Source organism: uncultured Microbulbifer sp. (assembly GCF_947489355.1).
Taxonomy (GTDB): Bacteria; Pseudomonadota; Gammaproteobacteria; order Pseudomonadales; family Cellvibrionaceae; genus Microbulbifer.
This window is the reverse complement of the sequence record NZ_CANLDD010000067.1, coordinates 1-16173: the sequence shown is the minus strand read 5'-3', so window position 1 is coordinate 16173 and position 16173 is coordinate 1. Positions and strand designations below refer to the sequence as shown.

12 protein-coding genes are annotated in these 16173 nt (G+C 53.7%); 1 reads left to right on the top strand and 11 read right to left on the bottom strand.

The window, feature by feature from the left end; genetic code table 11:
- Window positions 1-364 precede the first annotated feature (364 nt).
- The 10 genes from Q1A48_RS18595 to Q1A48_RS18550 form a co-directional block, all read right to left on the bottom strand.
- Entirely contained in the window at window positions 365-1540 is a 1176-nt protein-coding gene (locus Q1A48_RS18595) for an acetyl-CoA C-acyltransferase (protein ID WP_299947914.1), read from the bottom strand.
- A 354-nt stretch (window positions 1541-1894) separates the two neighbouring features.
- Complete coding sequence (gene rplT / locus Q1A48_RS18590; RefSeq protein ID WP_299947912.1) at window positions 1895-2254, bottom strand: 50S ribosomal protein L20; 360 nt, start codon at window positions 2252-2254, stop codon at window positions 1895-1897.
- A gap of 36 nt (window positions 2255-2290) precedes the next feature.
- On the bottom strand, window positions 2291-2485 hold the full coding sequence (rpmI, locus tag Q1A48_RS18585; protein ID WP_020413351.1) for a 50S ribosomal protein L35: 195 nt from the start codon (window positions 2483-2485) through the stop codon (window positions 2291-2293).
- Window positions 2486-2631: 146 nt separating this feature from the next.
- A complete protein-coding gene (infC, locus tag Q1A48_RS18580; RefSeq protein ID WP_299947916.1) occupies window positions 2632-3177 on the bottom strand; it encodes a translation initiation factor IF-3 in 546 nt (181 codons plus the stop codon).
- 21 nt (window positions 3178-3198) lie between these two features.
- The gene (gene thrS, locus Q1A48_RS18575) at window positions 3199-5127 is read right to left on the bottom strand and encodes a threonine--tRNA ligase (RefSeq protein ID WP_299947907.1); all 1929 of its coding nucleotides are present in this window, start codon (window positions 5125-5127) and stop codon (window positions 3199-3201) included.
- A 903-nt stretch (window positions 5128-6030) separates the two neighbouring features.
- Entirely contained in the window at window positions 6031-6444 is a 414-nt protein-coding gene (locus Q1A48_RS18570) for a hypothetical protein (RefSeq protein ID WP_299947905.1), read from the bottom strand.
- A 1047-nt stretch (window positions 6445-7491) separates the two neighbouring features.
- Window positions 7492-7779: a DUF411 domain-containing protein gene (locus Q1A48_RS21950; protein WP_366523440.1), complete on the bottom strand. Its 288-nt coding sequence runs from the start codon at window positions 7777-7779 to the stop codon at window positions 7492-7494.
- 187 nt (window positions 7780-7966) lie between these two features.
- Window positions 7967-8935 carry an L-histidine N(alpha)-methyltransferase gene (egtD, locus tag Q1A48_RS18560; RefSeq protein ID WP_299947901.1) on the bottom strand — a complete coding sequence of 323 codons (969 nt, stop codon included), beginning with the start codon at window positions 8933-8935 and terminating at the stop codon, window positions 7967-7969.
- On the bottom strand, window positions 8932-10221 hold the full coding sequence (gene egtB / locus Q1A48_RS18555; RefSeq protein ID WP_299947899.1) for an ergothioneine biosynthesis protein EgtB: 1290 nt from the start codon (window positions 10219-10221) through the stop codon (window positions 8932-8934). Before egtB ends, egtD begins: the two co-directional genes overlap by 4 nt.
- Before the next feature lie 219 nt (window positions 10222-10440).
- Window positions 10441-12990 (bottom strand): TonB-dependent receptor, encoded by a 2550-nt coding sequence (locus tag Q1A48_RS18550; RefSeq protein WP_299947897.1) that lies wholly within the window; start codon window positions 12988-12990, stop codon window positions 10441-10443.
- 304 nt (window positions 12991-13294) lie between these two features.
- Here Q1A48_RS18550 and Q1A48_RS18545 point away from each other — a divergent pair, with 304 nt between their 5' ends.
- Window positions 13295-15655, top strand: a complete 2361-nt coding sequence (locus Q1A48_RS18545; RefSeq protein WP_299947895.1) for a penicillin acylase family protein — start codon at window positions 13295-13297, stop codon at window positions 15653-15655.
- A 47-nt stretch (window positions 15656-15702) separates the two neighbouring features.
- Here Q1A48_RS18545 and Q1A48_RS18540 read toward each other — a convergent pair whose 3' ends face one another.
- Window positions 15703-15966 (bottom strand): hypothetical protein, encoded by a 264-nt coding sequence (locus Q1A48_RS18540; RefSeq protein ID WP_299947893.1) that lies wholly within the window; start codon window positions 15964-15966, stop codon window positions 15703-15705.
- Window positions 15967-16173 lie beyond the last annotated feature (207 nt).

Below are 16173 nucleotides of genomic sequence, written 5' to 3'. Positions count from 1 at the left end.
AACTTGCTGAAAAATGGAGCCCGGAGCAAATCTCAGGCTGACTGCTCAAGGAGCACTTGATACTGTTGAGCCATGAGCGCATCTATCAACATGTGTGGACCGACAAATGGCCTCGGCAGAGCTGAGGGACTGGAAGCCCACTTCGGCTTGCTTGAAGATCGCCAGCACCTGGCAGGCAGTATAGCGGGGTTTTTCTTGTGGAATCCCAGAACCTAAAATACGAGGAAATTCTAATTTTAGCGCCTGTTTATTTCTGGGGGGAGGAATTTGCCCGATATCAACAATGGAAGCCCTCCATTCGCCCTTACTGGCCACCGCCAGTTCTGCAAGGTAACCAAAACCGATAAAATGGTCTTGGGAGCCTTTAGCGCTCCAAATAGGCTGCGGTCGACATACCACCGGCCGTACATATCCCAACAACTGCGTGCTGCACCCTCCGTCGGCCAAGCTCCAGCAAGGTAGAGCCCAGGTAGCGGATACCCGACATGCCATAGGGGTGGCCCAGAGCAATAGCGCCACCGTTTACATTGGTTTTCTCCCATGGCGTATCCAACTCTGCCTGATTATAAAGCGTGGTGACCGCAAAGGCTTCATGCAGCTCCCAGAGATCAATATTCGCCATAGCAATGCCATGATGGCGCATCAATTTTTTTATTGCCGGCGCCACGGCAATACTCATTTCTTTGGGGGCAACGGCAGACAGTTGCATTCCGCGAAACAGGCCCAGGATTGGCAGGTTTCTCTGCGCAGCCAGTTTGGCATCCATCATCACAACTGCAGCGGCGCCATCTGAAAGCTGGGAGGCATTTCCCGCAGTTACTGTGCCATCGGGATTTACCGGTTCCAGTGTGGAAAGCCCTTCCAGCGTAGTATCGGGCCGCGGGCCTTCGTCGTCAGTTAAGGTCACACGCTTTTCACTGATCACATCACTGTCTTTGTCCTTCACAGACATTACAGTCTGGAAAGGGACAATTTCCTCGGCAAACTTGTCCGCCTTGTGTGCAGCTGCGACCCTTTTTTGTGACTCAACAACGTATTTGTCCTGGGCTTCGCGACTGATTTGGTATTTGTCCGCAACAAAATCTGCAGTCTGGATCATGGTCCACCACACCGCAGGTATCTTTTGCCGAAGGGGCTCGTAGACAAAGTGGTTCAGGTTCAAGTTGAACTGGACCAGGCTAATACTCTCAACGCCACCGGCAACCCCGATCCGCAACTCCCCTGCGGCAATGCGGTTAGCGACAATGGAAGCCGCATTGAGGCCTGAGCCACAATAACGGTTAATAGTCATGCCAGGGGCTTTCATTCCGAATTCGGCGTAAAGTGCCGCATTGCGGGCGATATTATGTCCGGTGGCGCCCTCGGGAAGGCCACAGCCCAATACCACATCCTCAACTTCCTGTGGCTCAATTCGGGCTCTGTTTACAGCCTCTTTCATCACATGGGCCGCCATAGGGATACCGTGGGTCTGGTTCAGGGCACCTCGGCGCGCTTTGGCAATGGCAGTGCGACAATAGCTAACAACAGCGACATCTCTCATGGAGAGTACCAAAGTTGGTATTTAAGGATGGGTATACAGTAGGACAGAAGCCCCCCTGTGTCAGCAGGATAGCCCCCCAAAGAATAATTAAAGGCCGCCACAATCACCGGGAGCTATCTATTCGCAGGCTGTTAAAAAAGATCATCGCCGACCTTTTTCAACCCCGGTTAGCGACGCAAATTGGCAAACTCTCCACAACAATTCAAGCGGCTACATGCTTGATTTATGACCCGGCCTGTGTGGCGAATGGGGATACGCGTATACCACTAGCAGTAAAAAAACCAAAAAAAGGGGAGGCCCGCTACAGACCTCCCCTGCTTACTAACCTACAGCCATACAGCTAATAATGACAGTTTATGCTGCCAGGGCTACTTTGGCTTTTTCGACGACGGCGGCGAAAGCGGCTTTGTCGTATACTGCCAGATCCGCCAGAACACGGCGATCCAGGGCGATATCCGCTTTCTTCAAACCGGCAATCAGGCGACTGTAACTCAAACCTTCGACACGGGACTGGGCGTTAATTCGGGTAATCCACAGCGCGCGGAAGTTGCGCTTCTTAACGCGGCGGTCGCGGTAGGCGTACTGGCCGGCTTTAATCACTGCCTGCTTGGCAACGCGGAATACGCGAGAACGCGCACCGTAGTACCCCTTAGCCTGTTTCAGTATCTTCTTGTGGCGACGACGCGCCTCTACACCACGTTTAACACGGGCCATAATGCTCTCCTCTTAAACCTTTACGACTTGGGCCAATTACTTGGCGCGCAGCATGCGATCGACCAGTCCGGCATCAGACTTGTTCATGGTCTGGGTACCGCGCAGCTGACGCTTGCGCTTGGTGGTCATCTTGGTGAGGATATGGCTTTTGTTAGCGTGCTTGTGTTTGTAGCCCGCAGCCGTCTTCTTAAAGCGCTTGGCAGCGCCGCTGTGTGTTTTTGCTTTCGGCATTTTGTACTCCAAAGTGAATCATTGCCTGTAAAACAGGCACCATAGTAATTGCCAGCAGTAAACCCCTGGCACTGCGAGAGTGAGGAGGCAGCCGTCGCCCAATCACTTCTCATAAAGGAGGCACCGGGGAAGTCATCCCCGAAACCTCACTTTTTCTTTTTAACCGGCGCAATCACCATAATCATCTGGCGGCCTTCCAGTTTTGGTCGCTGCTCAACGGTACCCAGTTCTTCCAGGTCCTTTTCAATACGCTGCATCATTTCCATGCCCAACTCCTGGTGGGCCATTTCGCGACCGCGAAAGCGCAGGGATATTTTGGCCTTGTCACCCGCTTCGAGAAAACGGGTGAGGCTGCGCAGCTTGATCTGATAGTCGCCAATATCGGTGCCCGGGCGGAATTTCATTTCCTTGATCTGCTGCTGCTTCTGCTTCTTCTTGGCGGCATTCTTGGCCTTCTTGGCCTCGAATACATGCTTGCCGTAGTCCATGATCTTGCAGACGATCGGCGTGGAGTCCGGAGCAATTTCAACGAGATCCAGGCTAGCTTGTTGCGCAACCTCCAGCGCCTCATTCAGTGAGACAACGCCCACCTGTTCGCCATCTGCGCCTATCAGGCGGATTTCCGACGCCTCAATCTGATCGTTTATACGGGCCTTTTTGGACCGTCCCTTACTGTCTCGTTTAATAGTTATGGTCTCCAAGTTGCTAAGATATCAAGTCTTTTCTTCAGATATTCGGCCACGGCGGTTAACATCCCGCCCAAGGATCTGTAAGAACGACTCACAAGTCATGCTGCCAAGGTCTTCTCCGCTACGGGTGCGCACGGTGACGGTCTGGCTCTCAACTTCCTTATCTCCAATTACCAACAGATAAGGGACACGCTGGAGCGTGTGCTCGCGGATTTTAAAGCCGATCTTCTCGTTTCTCAAGTCAGCCTCGGCGCGATATTGCTGTGTATCCAGGCGAGCCTTGAGATCACGGCAGTAATCGGCCTGGCGATCGGTAATATTCATGATTACCACCTGCCGGGGCGCCAGCCAGGTAGGAAAAGCGCCCTCGTAATGTTCGATCAGGATACCGATAAAGCGCTCGAAAGAGCCCAGCGCTGCCCGGTGCAACATCACCGGAATCTGGCGCGAGCCATCTTCAGCCACATACTGGGCATCCAGGCGGCCCGGCATCGAGAAGTCCACCTGGATAGTGCCGCATTGCCAAACGCGCCCCAGACAGTCCTTCAGGGAGAATTCAATCTTGGGGCCGTAGAAAGCCCCCTCCCCAGGTAACTCCTCCCAGGGCAGCTCCGCGGCATCCAGTGCATCAGCCAATGCCTTCTCCGCCTTGTCCCAGCCCTCATCGGAACCCACGCGCTTTTCCGGGCGTGTAGACAGGCGATAGATCACTTCCTCGAATCCGAAGTCCCTATACACGGAGTGCAAAAGGTCCATAAAGTCGGACACTTCTGACTGAATTTGATTTTCGGTACAGAAGATGTGGCCATCATCCTGCACAAACCCGCGCACACGCATCAGGCCGTGCAGAGAGCCGGACGGCTCGCTGCGGTGGCAGGAACCGAATTCCGCCAGGCGCAGGGGGAGATCCCGATAGCTGCGCAAACCCTGGTTGAAGACCTGCACATGGCAGGGGCAGTTCATGGGCTTGATGGCAAACTGGCGCTCTTCACTGGTGAGTGTAAACATATCATCGCTGAATTTGTCCGCGTGACCGGACTTGCGCCATAAACTGAAATCCACCAGTTGGGGCGTCTTGATCTCCTTATAGCCGTATTCGCGCTGACGACAGCGCATGTACTGCTCAACCGCACTGTAAATAGTCCACCCATTGGGATGCCAGAACACCATCCCGGGCGCCTCTTCCTGGATGTGGAAAAGATCAAACTTCTTGGCCAGCTTGCGGTGATCCCGTTTCTCCGCTTCTTCAATACGGCGCAGGTAAGCCTTCAATTCCCGCTTGCTGGCCCAGGCGGTGCCGTATATGCGGGTCAGCATCTCATTGCTGGCGTCACCGCGCCAGTAAGCGCCGGCCACTTTGGTCAGCTTGAAGGCTTTCAGCCGCCCTGTGGACGGCACGTGGGGACCGCGACACAAGTCCTCAAAGTCCCCTTGACGATAGAGGGAGATATCCTCATCACTGGGAATACTGGCAATTATTTCTGCCTTGTACGCCTCCCCCATGTCACGGAAATACTCGACCGCCTTTTTGCGCGGCATCAAACGGCGGCTGACAGGCATATCTTCCCTGACCAGTTCCTCCATGCGCTGCTCGATCTTTTCCAGATCCTCCGGTGTGAACTGTCGCTCGTAGGCAAAATCGTAATAGAAGCCATCCTCGATCACGGGACCAATCGTCACCTGAGCCGCGGGATAGAGTTGCTTGACCGCCTGTGCCAGCAGGTGTGCGGTGGAGTGGCGAATCACCGCCAAACCCTCCGGCTGACGATCGGTGATAATGGCCAGTGTGACATCGCGATCAATGATATAGCTGGTATCAACCTCTCTGCCATCAACCACGCCTGCAAGCGCGGCCTTGGCCAGGCCTGGGCCAATATCTGTGGCTACATCACACACAGAAACCGGAGAGGAAAATGCTCGACGGGAGCCATCGGGGAGGGTAACAACGGGCATTGTTCATCCTTATCTCTCAGTGGCGATCCACACCAAAGACCGCATGAAAACCCAATCTGCCATACGAAGTGGGCAAAATCAGGGAAATCTATTATTAATCAACAAGTTAGAATAGCTTACCAGAAATCTGCAAGCGTATTCAAACCCAATTGAGGAAAAAATTGTCCACATCGGGCAGGCCCCAGCGTCTCAAGGGATATCCGCTTGGCAGCTGGAACATCGACTACAATCGCGCAGTACAGCACTTATTTCGGGGTGAGCGCGCTCGCGGCCTGATAGAAACTTCGGCCCGGCACCTCTTTGGGGTGATCAAAGGTCGGGGAAGGGGCAGAAAGATTCGAGGGGTGGAACTTACTACACTCGGTACCGCAGAGGCAACAAAAACCGCGCGCCATTTAATACCGGTACAGCCTAGCCACGAAATGCTGCCTAAGCCCCCCCTGATAGTGACCCCAAACGTCCGCAACAAGGATATTCAGTTTGCGAGAGAGAGCATATCCGGTATTGAAGTGGCGCGGTTGCCAGCTAACAGCCTATCCAAGTCAAGGGTTGGCTTGCGGGCCCCCTTTGGGCAGCTGCGCAATGACTGTGGGTATCCGCTGCCGAGAATTGCCAAATTGTGACCAAAGCGGATTTTCACCATCTGGACCAGGGAAGAGGGGGGCAAACAGCCGAATACGCCTGGATAGCCGGATATTCCCCCTCCCCCGCAGAGGGGGATCACCCTGCAACCCGAATGCTCTCCAAGGGGTCCCTATTGAGTATTCAGCCCCTAAACCCTCGGCCAAAACCGCTCCCCTGCCCGCTCTCTGCCCCTGCTCTGCGCACGTACAGACACAGCAGACCGGAGGCTTACAACAAGGCCAAAGCCCATGGTTGGTCGATGGCGTGCCCCGACTGGTATCAGGAGAATTTTTTACCAACCTGAAACAGGGTGTCATCCTCGCGGCAAAAGAACAGCATGGAGCAAGCGGCGAGCATAGGCCAGGCGGCAAAAAATAGCAGATTGGCGCCCTCAAAGGGAGATAGATACTGGGGAAATGAAGCCAGTGTGGAGGCGCCGTGAAAAACAAGCACCAGGCCGTAAGTGTATTTCTTTTTGATACCAAAGAAAAACAGCACCAAAATGATCAGCTCAATAAAAGCCAGGATATAGACCACAGCGTTACCCACTCCGGCTATGGCGTAAAATTTTTCAAAAATTCTGGTGGCGTGACCCGGGTTGACAAATTTATCGATGGTCCATATCAACATCACCAGCAATACGGTGATCCTCAAAAAAAACATCGACAGTACTACTTTTTTTGCAGTTCGCATTTCGCATTCTCCCGGTTGGGTATATCCGTTATTTGACCGGCCCAGCGAGCCGGTGTTTTGTATGGCTCTCTATCATAGCCCGGTGGGTAAGGACTGTATCCCAAACGGGGTAATTACTGCTAGGGACATGACGTTTTTTCGTGCCTCTGTATTTTATCGCGGCCCCACCCACCCGTCTTTTGCCATTTGAAGCCAGGCCGTTCATTGGCAAAGTGTGCTTTTTCAATGCCCCCATTTACAAACAAGGCGGAAGGGAAGAATTGCCTTCTCTCGAGACCGTATGAGGCATGAATGCCGATTACGGGCGTACAGGAAGGTATTCACAGTGTGCCCCGAGAGGAGGGCATTCCCTGCTTCCGACCCGGTAGTAACAATGCTTCCAGGCACTGAACTCCAGTCGAGCATCATGCTGTCCTGGCCGTTATTGTTCCATTTAGCGCCGTTTTTTCCTCGGAACGATTCAGTGATTAAGCCCTGGTCTGCAGGTTTACAGAATGAATTCGGGCCTGGAGCCGACTCGCTTTGGTTTTAGACACACCCGTGCCGCTGATCGGGTGCCGGAGGTGTAGGCAGTGGATTAACAGGCTGTTGAAATTCGAAGAGTTTCGACGCCTGGTACCGAAATATGGATATTTCGGCAAAATCGACGAAGCCTAAGTCGCTGATTTTGGAAGAAAAGTGAAAATCACATTTTTCGCTTTTCGTGTTTTGAAAAAGGCAGGATGCCTTTTTCAATAACCTGTTAAAAGTAAAAAACAGCGGTATAAGTTCTCTCAGGGGATCGGCAACCCTGGCAGATACTTTCCCATGTAGGGCCTGCGGTGTGCCATTTCTATTCTGGTATCCGCGCAGACACCCCCATTACTGAAAACAGTTTTGTGTCCATAAAGGATGCCCTGGCGGACACCAAACCGCTCGCAAACTATGGCGCCGTACTCTGCGGGGTTCGGCTGGCTGATCCTGTGCTGAAAGATACGGTCGCTTTGAAGTGACTGTGGCGCATCTGCAACAATTCCGAGGGATGAAACAGCACAGGGACAGCCCGGCCTAGACAGCGCCGGGATTTTCAACGCGGGCATAGAGGCGGTAATCGCCATTTTTTAGCAAAAGATAGATATTGTAAGGCGCAAACGCCCCCTGCGCTTCCATTCCCGGGCTGCCGACTGGCATTCCCGGTACCAACAACCCAACGCTCCCTTCCGGAGGAGAGGCGAGAAACTTGCGGATGTATACTGCCGGTACATGCCCTTCAAATATATAGCGCTCATGCCATACGGCAGTGTGGCATGCCTCCATGCCTTTTGGGATACCCCATTGCCTCTTTACTTTCTCCATATCCAGCTTCAAAACAGCAGACACCTGAAGACCGCTGTCCTTCAGATGGCCAATCCACCTTTTACAGCAGAAACACAGTGGGCGATTATAAACAATAAGGCCGCTGGCACTGCCACGGGCTTCATTGGCGACAGCTACTGTGAAAAAACCGATCATGGCAAAAAATAGCACCATGCGGTTTATGGTGCTAGATGGCCTGGGCGTAGTGGATTGCATAAGATTCAGAGGCGTCCTTCCAGTGTCGTATGGGTTTAAATCCACCCTTGCACAGCAGTGCATTAAACCCGCTGATGGTATATTTGTGGCAGCTTTCTGTGTGAATGGTCTCACCTTCCGCAAATTCCACCTTGATACCGGCAATAGACACATCATGGCGCTGCAGACTAACTAGGTGCATCTCCACCCGTTGCCGCAACGGGTGATAGAAGGCGCGGTGTGCAAAAAGGGAAAGGTCAAAGTCTGCATCCAGCTCACGATTGATGCGGCAAAGGAGATTCTTGTTGAATCTCTCCGTAACATGCGCGCTATCGTGATAAGCCCGCTCCAACACCACCGAATCTTTCACCAGGTCGGTGCAGATCAGCAGGCCGTCACCGGCACCCAGGTTAGCGGCAAACAGTTCGAGTAGCTGTGCCGATTTTTGTGGCCCAAAATTTCCGATGGTTGAACCGGGAAAAAATACAACCCTTTTGCGCGAGGGAATATTACTTAAGTTATCCCAAACCGCAGGTTGGGTGAAATCGCCCACCTCACTCCACACCCGGATGCCAGGCAAATGGCGCTTGATTCTAGCTTCCGCCGCTCGCAGAATTTCAGGAGATATATCCATGGGATAATAACCTCTGGGGGTATCGAGCGCGGCGATCAGAGCCTCTATCTTCTCACAGTTGCCCGCACCCGGCTCTATAAGCAGAGCCTCCGGGCCGATCTCCCGGGCAATTTTTCCGAGATTATCCGACAATAAATTGGTTTCGGTGCGGGTCAGGTAGTAATCCTTGGCCGCACAGATCTCTTCAAAAAGACGGGACCCCAATTCGTCATATAGATACTTGCAAGGCAGTGTCTTTCTTTTCCCTCCCAACCCCTCCAGCACATCCCTGAGAAACTCGCTATCCTGTTGTTGCTTGCCTGGAACGGACGATAAGGCTGCTCTCACATTGAGTCTCCTGCTAAACGAACACCGGTAAATTGCCACGCCTGATGTGGGTAAAAGAAGTTTCGATAACTGATTCTGATATGGCCTGATGGTGTTGCAAACGAGCCACCACGCAGTACTTTCTGATTGCACATGAACTTACCGTTGTACTCGCCAACGGCATCTTCGCTAGCCTTGAAGCCTTGATAGGGTAAATAGGCGTTGGAAGTCCATTCCCATAAATCACCGAGAAACTGGGTCCGTCCCCGCTGAGCAACCAGGGGTCTGAAAGCCTGTTTTTCCAACAGGTTGGCGGTAGCCAGTTGATCCAGCTGGCGCAGATGACAAGCGGCCGCCTCCCACTCGAACTCGGTGGGGAGACGCTTTCCCGACCAAGTGGCAAAAGCGTCCGCCTCGTAAAAAGACAAGTGATGTACGGGTTCGGCTTCATTTAATGGCTGCAATCCATACAGGCCAAACTGTTGCCAGCCTTTTGCCGTCTCCCGCCAGTACATCGGCTGTGTCTGCTCCCTCTGCTGAACCAGTGCCCAACCATCCGACAACCACAGCCTGTGTTGTCGATAACCACCATCTTCGATAAATGCCAGGTATTCTCCATTGGTAACCAATCGCGAGCCGATGTAAAACCCCTGCAACAGTTGTTGGTGCGCCGGCCCTTCATTGTCGAAATAAAAATCCTCACCCTCGCTGCCAATGCCGTAACACCCCCCCGGAATCTGTAACCAGCGCAGCGGTTCAACGTCTGCTGCTTCCTCTTCTGGCATAACATCGCAATAGGCAGGCGCCATCGGGTTGATCGATAGGGCATGTTTTATATCGGTCAGTAAGAGTTCCTGATGCTGCTGCTCGTGATTCAGGCCCAAAACAATCAGGGCATTCAGGCTGGATGAACAGGGAAATTCACTCAGCAGTTTTTCAATGCCTTCGTCCACGGCCTTTCGGTAAGCGTACACACGACCGATATCCGGTCGGGATACCAGCCCCCGCCGGGACCTGGAAAACGGCGATCCGAGACTATTATAGTAAGAATTAAAAAGATGATTAAAATGCGGATCAAATAACCGATAGCCGGGCAAATGGGCATTCAGGATAAACGTCTCGAAAAACCAGCTGGTGTGGGCCAGATGCCACTTGGTGGGACTGGCATCGGGCATGGACTGTATCTGCATATCCTCGGCAGACAAAGGCTCGGCCAGCCGCTCTGTCTCCTGCCGTACTTTTCGATACACACAGAGCAACTGTTGCTGCTCTTCCCCCACAGAGACCTCATCTGCAAATATTGCCATATCGGTCATCAACCGCGACACAATTCATTTGTATTGGAATCATCATACGCAGTTTTAGGTGTATTCCCATGTGCTTGCAGACTTACAAGACCGAATCTACGCCAATTTATTATAAAAAATAGAACTGCATAAAATAAGGCCGGTACAACCGGCCTACAAATTCGTAATTCTGAAAGCAGGACTGACCCGGCAACCAGAGGTTGCCGGGCCAATAACCAACTAAAATCGCACAGTAACATCGGCACCATACATTCTCGGCATCAAACGCCAGCCGGGACTGGCCCCAATAGCCGCACCCGAACCACCAAATCCTCCGGCAATCTCCTCGTCAGTCAGGTTTTGAACCCAGAGTGCTACTGAATAGTTTTCCGATGCACTGTTCCAGGCCGCGCGCAAGTTGAATAACTGGTAATCCTCAACAAGTCGGGCTCTATCGGTAACCGAGCCGATACGTTCATCGGTCCAGTTGTAGTCACCACGAAGAAGGAGTTGGCCCCCGGAAGCCAGATCCACAGTGTATTCGGCCATCAGGTTGAGCTTATTCTCGGGGGTGGAAACCCTCGACTCACCCACCAGCGAATCCGCCTCCGTCTCACCGATAACCTCGATAATCTGGTAATCGGTAAATTCCGTGTCCAGATAGGAGTAGTTGCCGGCAATAAAGAGATTGTCCGTGGCTGCCCACTGCACCTCAATCTCGGCCCCCGTGCCCTCAGCGTCGGCGTTTCTCAGGTTATAGCTGGGGATAGGGACACCCACCAGATCCAGCGTCTGCAGGTTGTTGTACTCATAGGTATACACAGAGGCGTTGAGGCGCACCCGATTGTCGAACAGGTTGCTCTTAAGACCCGCTTCCAGATTGACCACATCCTCCTGATCAAAAGAGGGTGCTACACCGGGGCCAAAGTTGAGACTGTTGAAGCCACCGGCCTTAAAGCCATCGGCAAGGGAGACATAGGTCATGACCTCGTCGGTCCAGCGGTAATCCAGAACTATGCGCCCGGAGATATCGCTCCAGCTGTCGCTCAGTTTGGAGTCCAGGGCTGGCTGGCCGTTATTGTAGAAAGCGATACCAAACAGCTGAGAACCGAGATCTATTTGGGGCAGGGGTATTGCACCGATAACATTGCCCTCTGCATCCACAAGCGGAACGTCTCCCCCCGCAAACTTTAGTGGAATATAATTGCCATACTCGGTTTCAATGGTGAAGTCCTTGCTGTCGTAGGTGTAGCGGGCACCGACCGTTAGATCCATCCGGTCGGTGATACTCCAGGTCATATCCCCATAGATCGCACTGGAGCGGTAGTCGCCAGTATTATGCACGCTCTCGTTCCAGGAGGTATCGGATTCGATCCAAGGTTTGAAGCTCGCCAGCATCTGCGCAGCGACAACCGGGGCGTACAGCATATTGCCTGTTATGCCACCCTGCGGATTCAGAATACTCAAGAGTTGATCCACCTGGCCACTTTGCAACATCAGGTCATACACAAAGGAAGCGCTGGCAATCCCCTCGAGTCCCGCCTCTTTCCATTCCTGGCGCCGCTGTACCGCCAGATCCTCCTGCTCGGTCTGGGTCAGATTCGGGAACTCTGCCTTTATGCTTTCGTATACTGCAAAGGACTCCAGTGATCCGGAGGTAAAGTTCGCGTGAGTCGTATGCTCCAGCTTTTCCTGGGAATAAGCGGCGCCCAGGGTCCATTTGATATCCCCGCTGGCCCCATTAAGCCTGAACTCCTGGGAAAACTGCCGCTGCTCGTCGAGGTTGAGCGCGCTAAAAAAATAGTCCGGATTGGCGGTGCCGTCCAAGTCCTCCTGCAGATAGGCATCGAACTTGCGATAGGCAGAGATTGAGGTCAGGGTAAAAGCATCGAAGTCGTGGGTAACGGTCACCGAGGCACCGAATGCATCGCGATCCTCAATGATGGGCGTATCCAAAGCGTAGTCACCGAAGAGATCGGTTTCGCCTTTCAGGCTCGGCACTATCGTCGTTTTCAGGGCACTGCTCTGGTCCATTACCCCGTAGTCGGCGCGCCACAAGACCTCTGTATCTTCTGTCGGCTCCCACAATAGCGAAGCCCGGTAGGTCTGGGTATCCTGGCCACCCGCAGAAAAGCCGTTGGCCAGATTGTCTGCATAGGCATCCCTGCGATTGGTAGACACCGTCAAGCGCCCATAGAGGCCGTCAGCAAACTGGCCGTTCAGCAACAGATCCGCCGATTGTCGCCCGTAATTACCTACGGTATAGTTCAACTCGGTAGAATTTTCCGCCTGTGGTTTAGTGCTGATAATATGAATTGCACCACCCGTGGCGTTTCGCCCGAACAGCGTGCCCTGGGGGCCTTTTAAAATCTCGACCCGCTCGATATCGGTCAGGGGTATCTCTGCTCCGGCACCGCGGCCCGTATAAACCCCGTCCACATACACGGCAACCGCAGGGTCTGAGCCCGCAGTCCAATCGTTTGTCTGTATTCCTCGAATACTGTAAATGGGTTGGAGCGCTACGTCGGTGTGCATTTCGACACCCGGCGTATATCTGCCCAGATCGGTCAGATTCTTAACCCCACTTTCTTTTATATTGTCACCGGTAAAGGCGGTAATCGCGATCGGTACATCCTGAAGGTTCTCCGCCCTCTTCTGCGCAGTTACTACCACCTCTTCGATTTCCGCCCCTTGCACATGACCACTGACGGCGGTAAGGAAGGCAATGGCTCCGGAGAGGATAGACAGGTTGAATTGACTGTTCTTTTGGGTTCTATCAGCATCGTGCATCATCGCAACCTCGCGTTTTTTGTTATACGGCGTGATGTTCTTGATATATTGTTTTTGTTATTCCACGCCATTTTACGCGCACGGATTTGAATTTAAAACCCCAGTATGACTTTTATCTTGTGACCAGTCAGTTTTATGGAAGATTTTTCCATTAATACAGGTTAGTCCAAAAATTCAGTATCAAACTTTGTCACGAAAAGTTACTAGAATGCGACCTCCAGTAACCTGTTTGCCAATCCTCCGGATAGTCGCCAGGCAAGAAATATCCATTACAATAACCATCCAGCAGGAAATACAAAATACTATGGCACGCTCGCTCTATTTAATAAACAGCCGAATATCGCGATTACTGCTCATCACCGTCACCTTTCTTGTGCTGGTCGCCGTCTCGGGCTGGCTCTGGTGGCGCCTGAGCCTCCCCATGCTCGAAGGCACAATCGATACGGGAATGCTTCCCGCGCCGGCGGTTATCCAGCGCGATGCCCAGGGCGTTGCCATGATCTCTTCCAATGACCGCGCCAGCTCAGCTTTCGCACTGGGTTTTCTACATGCCCAGGAGCGCTTTTTCCAGATGGATCTGCTGCGCCGCAACGCCGCCGGCGAGCTCTCCGAACTGTTCGGTGCGCCCGCATTAAAGGCGGATAAAAAAGTGCGCCGGCACCAGTTCCGCAAGCGCGCAGAGCGAAATATTGCCGCCATGCCCGCCCCACAGCGGAAACTGCTCGACAGCTATGTGCGGGGGGTCAATTTTGGATTGCAACAACTGGGAGCAAAACCCTGGGAATATGTACTGCTCAACCAGAAACCCAGGCCCTGGACGGCTTCCGACAGCCTGCTGACGATCTTCAGTATGTATATGACGCTGCAAAGCACGGAAGGCCGGTTTGAACAGCGCGACACCGCCCTGGCCGAACTGCTGCCGGGGGATCTCTACGCTTTTTTCTTTCCCGCCGGCGGCAATTGGGATGCGCCCTTGGTGGGCGGCGCGGAAGCCGCTGTCACCATCCCAGAAACACCCATCTCCACACTATTGACCGAAACGGACACCCTTGCCTACCAGGCAATGGAGAGTGACGACAAGGTGAACGGCAGTAACAACTGGGTAGTGGGCGGAGCCCTCACCGGGCACGGTGGCGCCACCCTCGCCAACGATATGCATCTGGGCCTTAGCGTACCCAACATCTGGTATCGCGCCGGCTGGAATATTCCCGGCACCGATCGGCATATCCGCGGCGCCACCCTGCCCGGCGGCCCGACCATGGTGGTCGGCAGCAACGGCGCCGTAGCCTGGGGCTTCACCAACACCGGCGGGGATTGGAGCGACCTTATTGCCCTGGAGCTGAATGAAGCGGGTACGAAATACAAAACACCGGACGGTTGGCGCCACTTAACCGTAGAACAGGAAACCATTTTGGTGAAAAACGCCGGGGACGAGATTGTGGAGGTTCGCAAAACACTCTGGGGCCCGGTCATTGGTAAAAACCACCGGGGGGTTCCACTCGCCTACCGCTGGGTGGCACACGATATTGCTGGTGGCAATATGAACCTGCTGCGTATTGAATCCGCCACCACCGCCTTGCAGGCACTGGCGCTGGGCCCAGAGCTGGGCATCCCCCACCAGAATTTTGTGGTCGGTGACAAGGATGGCAATATCGGCTGGACCGTGGCCGGGGCCATGCCCCGCCGGGTGGGTTTTGACGGGAGCCGCACACAGAGCTGGGCACAGGGCGATGCCTATTGGAACGGCTATCTCTCTGCGGAAGAGCGGCCGCAGCTCTACAATCCCGCCTCCCATCGCATATGGAGCGCCAATGCCCGCATGGTAAGCGGTGACTGGCTGAAAATAATGGGCAACCAGGGATACGCTCTGGGGGCCCGCCAGCAGCAAATTCGCGACAGGCTCCGCGACCAACCTCAATTTGATGAGCGGGCCCTGCTGGCCATCCAACTGGACAACCGCGCCGTATTTCTGGAGCGCTGGCAGCAGCACCTGCTCGGGCTCCTGAAGGAACGCAAGGGCTATAGCGAGATCTACCGACAGGTGCAAAACTGGGACAGGCGCGCTAGCATAGGCTCTGTTGGCTACCGCATTGTGCGCAACTACCGCCTGAAGTTCATGCAGTTAAGCACTGCACCGATTCTCACCTATATGCGCCAGTTCCAGCCGCACTTTACTTTTGGCCCGCTGAAGCGACAATTTGAGTATCCCGTCTGGACATTGGCACAACGGGAACCGCAGCACCTGCTCAATCCGGATTTCGAATCCTGGACGACACTCAAATTGGCAGCACTGGACCAGGTACTGGAGAAAATGGCAACAGACGGGCTGCCCCTGGAGCGCCAGACCTGGGGCGCACAAAATACGGCCGCTATCCATCATCCCCTTACCCGTGCCATTCCGGCCTTGGGCTGGCTTACCTCCATGCCCCCGGACCCCCTGCCCGGTGATACCCATATGCCCCGCGTCCAATCCCCGGACCACGGCGCCTCAGAGCGAATGGTCGTTTCTCCCGGGCGGGAGCTCGACGGAATCTTTCATATGGCCACCGGACAGAGTGCCCACCCGCTGTCCCCTTTTTTCGCCAATGGCCACCGCGACTGGGTGGAGGGAAATCCCACTCCGCTTATGGAGCAGGCAACCCGCTACCGGCTCACACTCAAGTAACCCCTTTTCTCTGCTACCTGCCCGACCCCCTCGCACAGCGGGGGTTGTTATACCGTTTCATCGAGAATGGCAAACGAGAGAAATATGCTAAAGAACCCGAGACCCAATATTAAAGGCAGTAGCGGGAAGCACAGCATCACCAGTGAAACTGCAATCCACAACACTTTTACCCAGCCCCGCTTGTGCCGATACCGCACAGTGTAGCGACGAGCGTGACTGTCAGTGCCCTTGCAGACCGGAATTTCCCGTTGCTGCGGCAGAAAGAAGCGCACAAAGTTGGCGCAATAAAAGCGGACTGTCGCCAGCAGCATCCCGCAGACCTCACCGAAAAACCTGCTTCAGTATAGATTCTGTGCCGGCTATGGGTGTCGGCCCTTTAGCAGGCTGTTGAAATCTGGAAATATTATTTGGAAAAATTTTCTAGCAAGCCAAAAGACTCAGGGAAAAGCTGCTTTTTTCTATTTTGATGGACTTTTAATCGGCTTTTGGCTGAATACACGCCCCTTAACGTTATTTTT

What these genes read in the sequence shown, in the direction of transcription:
- Q1A48_RS18595 (WP_299947914.1), bottom strand. Translation starts at nt 1,540, where the DNA reads ATGAGAGATGTCGCTGTTGTTAGCTATTGTCGCACTGCCATTGCCAAA.
- rplT (WP_299947912.1), bottom strand. Translation starts at nt 2,254, where the DNA reads ATGGCCCGTGTTAAACGTGGTGTAGAGGCGCGTCGTCGCCACAAGAAG.
- rpmI (WP_020413351.1), bottom strand. Translation starts at nt 2,485, where the DNA reads ATGCCGAAAGCAAAAACACACAGCGGCGCTGCCAAGCGCTTTAAGAAG.
- thrS (WP_299947907.1), bottom strand. Translation starts at nt 5,127, where the DNA reads ATGCCCGTTGTTACCCTCCCCGATGGCTCCCGTCGAGCATTTTCCTCT.
- Q1A48_RS18570 (WP_299947905.1), bottom strand. Translation starts at nt 6,444, where the DNA reads ATGCGAACTGCAAAAAAAGTAGTACTGTCGATGTTTTTTTTGAGGATC.
- Q1A48_RS21950 (WP_366523440.1), bottom strand. Translation starts at nt 7,779, where the DNA reads ATGGAGAAAGTAAAGAGGCAATGGGGTATCCCAAAAGGCATGGAGGCA.
- egtB (WP_299947899.1), bottom strand. Translation starts at nt 10,221, where the DNA reads ATGGCAATATTTGCAGATGAGGTCTCTGTGGGGGAAGAGCAGCAACAG.
- Q1A48_RS18550 (WP_299947897.1), bottom strand. Translation starts at nt 12,990, where the DNA reads ATGCACGATGCTGATAGAACCCAAAAGAACAGTCAATTCAACCTGTCT.
- Q1A48_RS18545 (WP_299947895.1), top strand. Translation starts at nt 13,295, where the DNA reads ATGGCACGCTCGCTCTATTTAATAAACAGCCGAATATCGCGATTACTG.
- Q1A48_RS18540 (WP_299947893.1), bottom strand. Translation starts at nt 15,966, where the DNA reads ATGCTGCTGGCGACAGTCCGCTTTTATTGCGCCAACTTTGTGCGCTTC.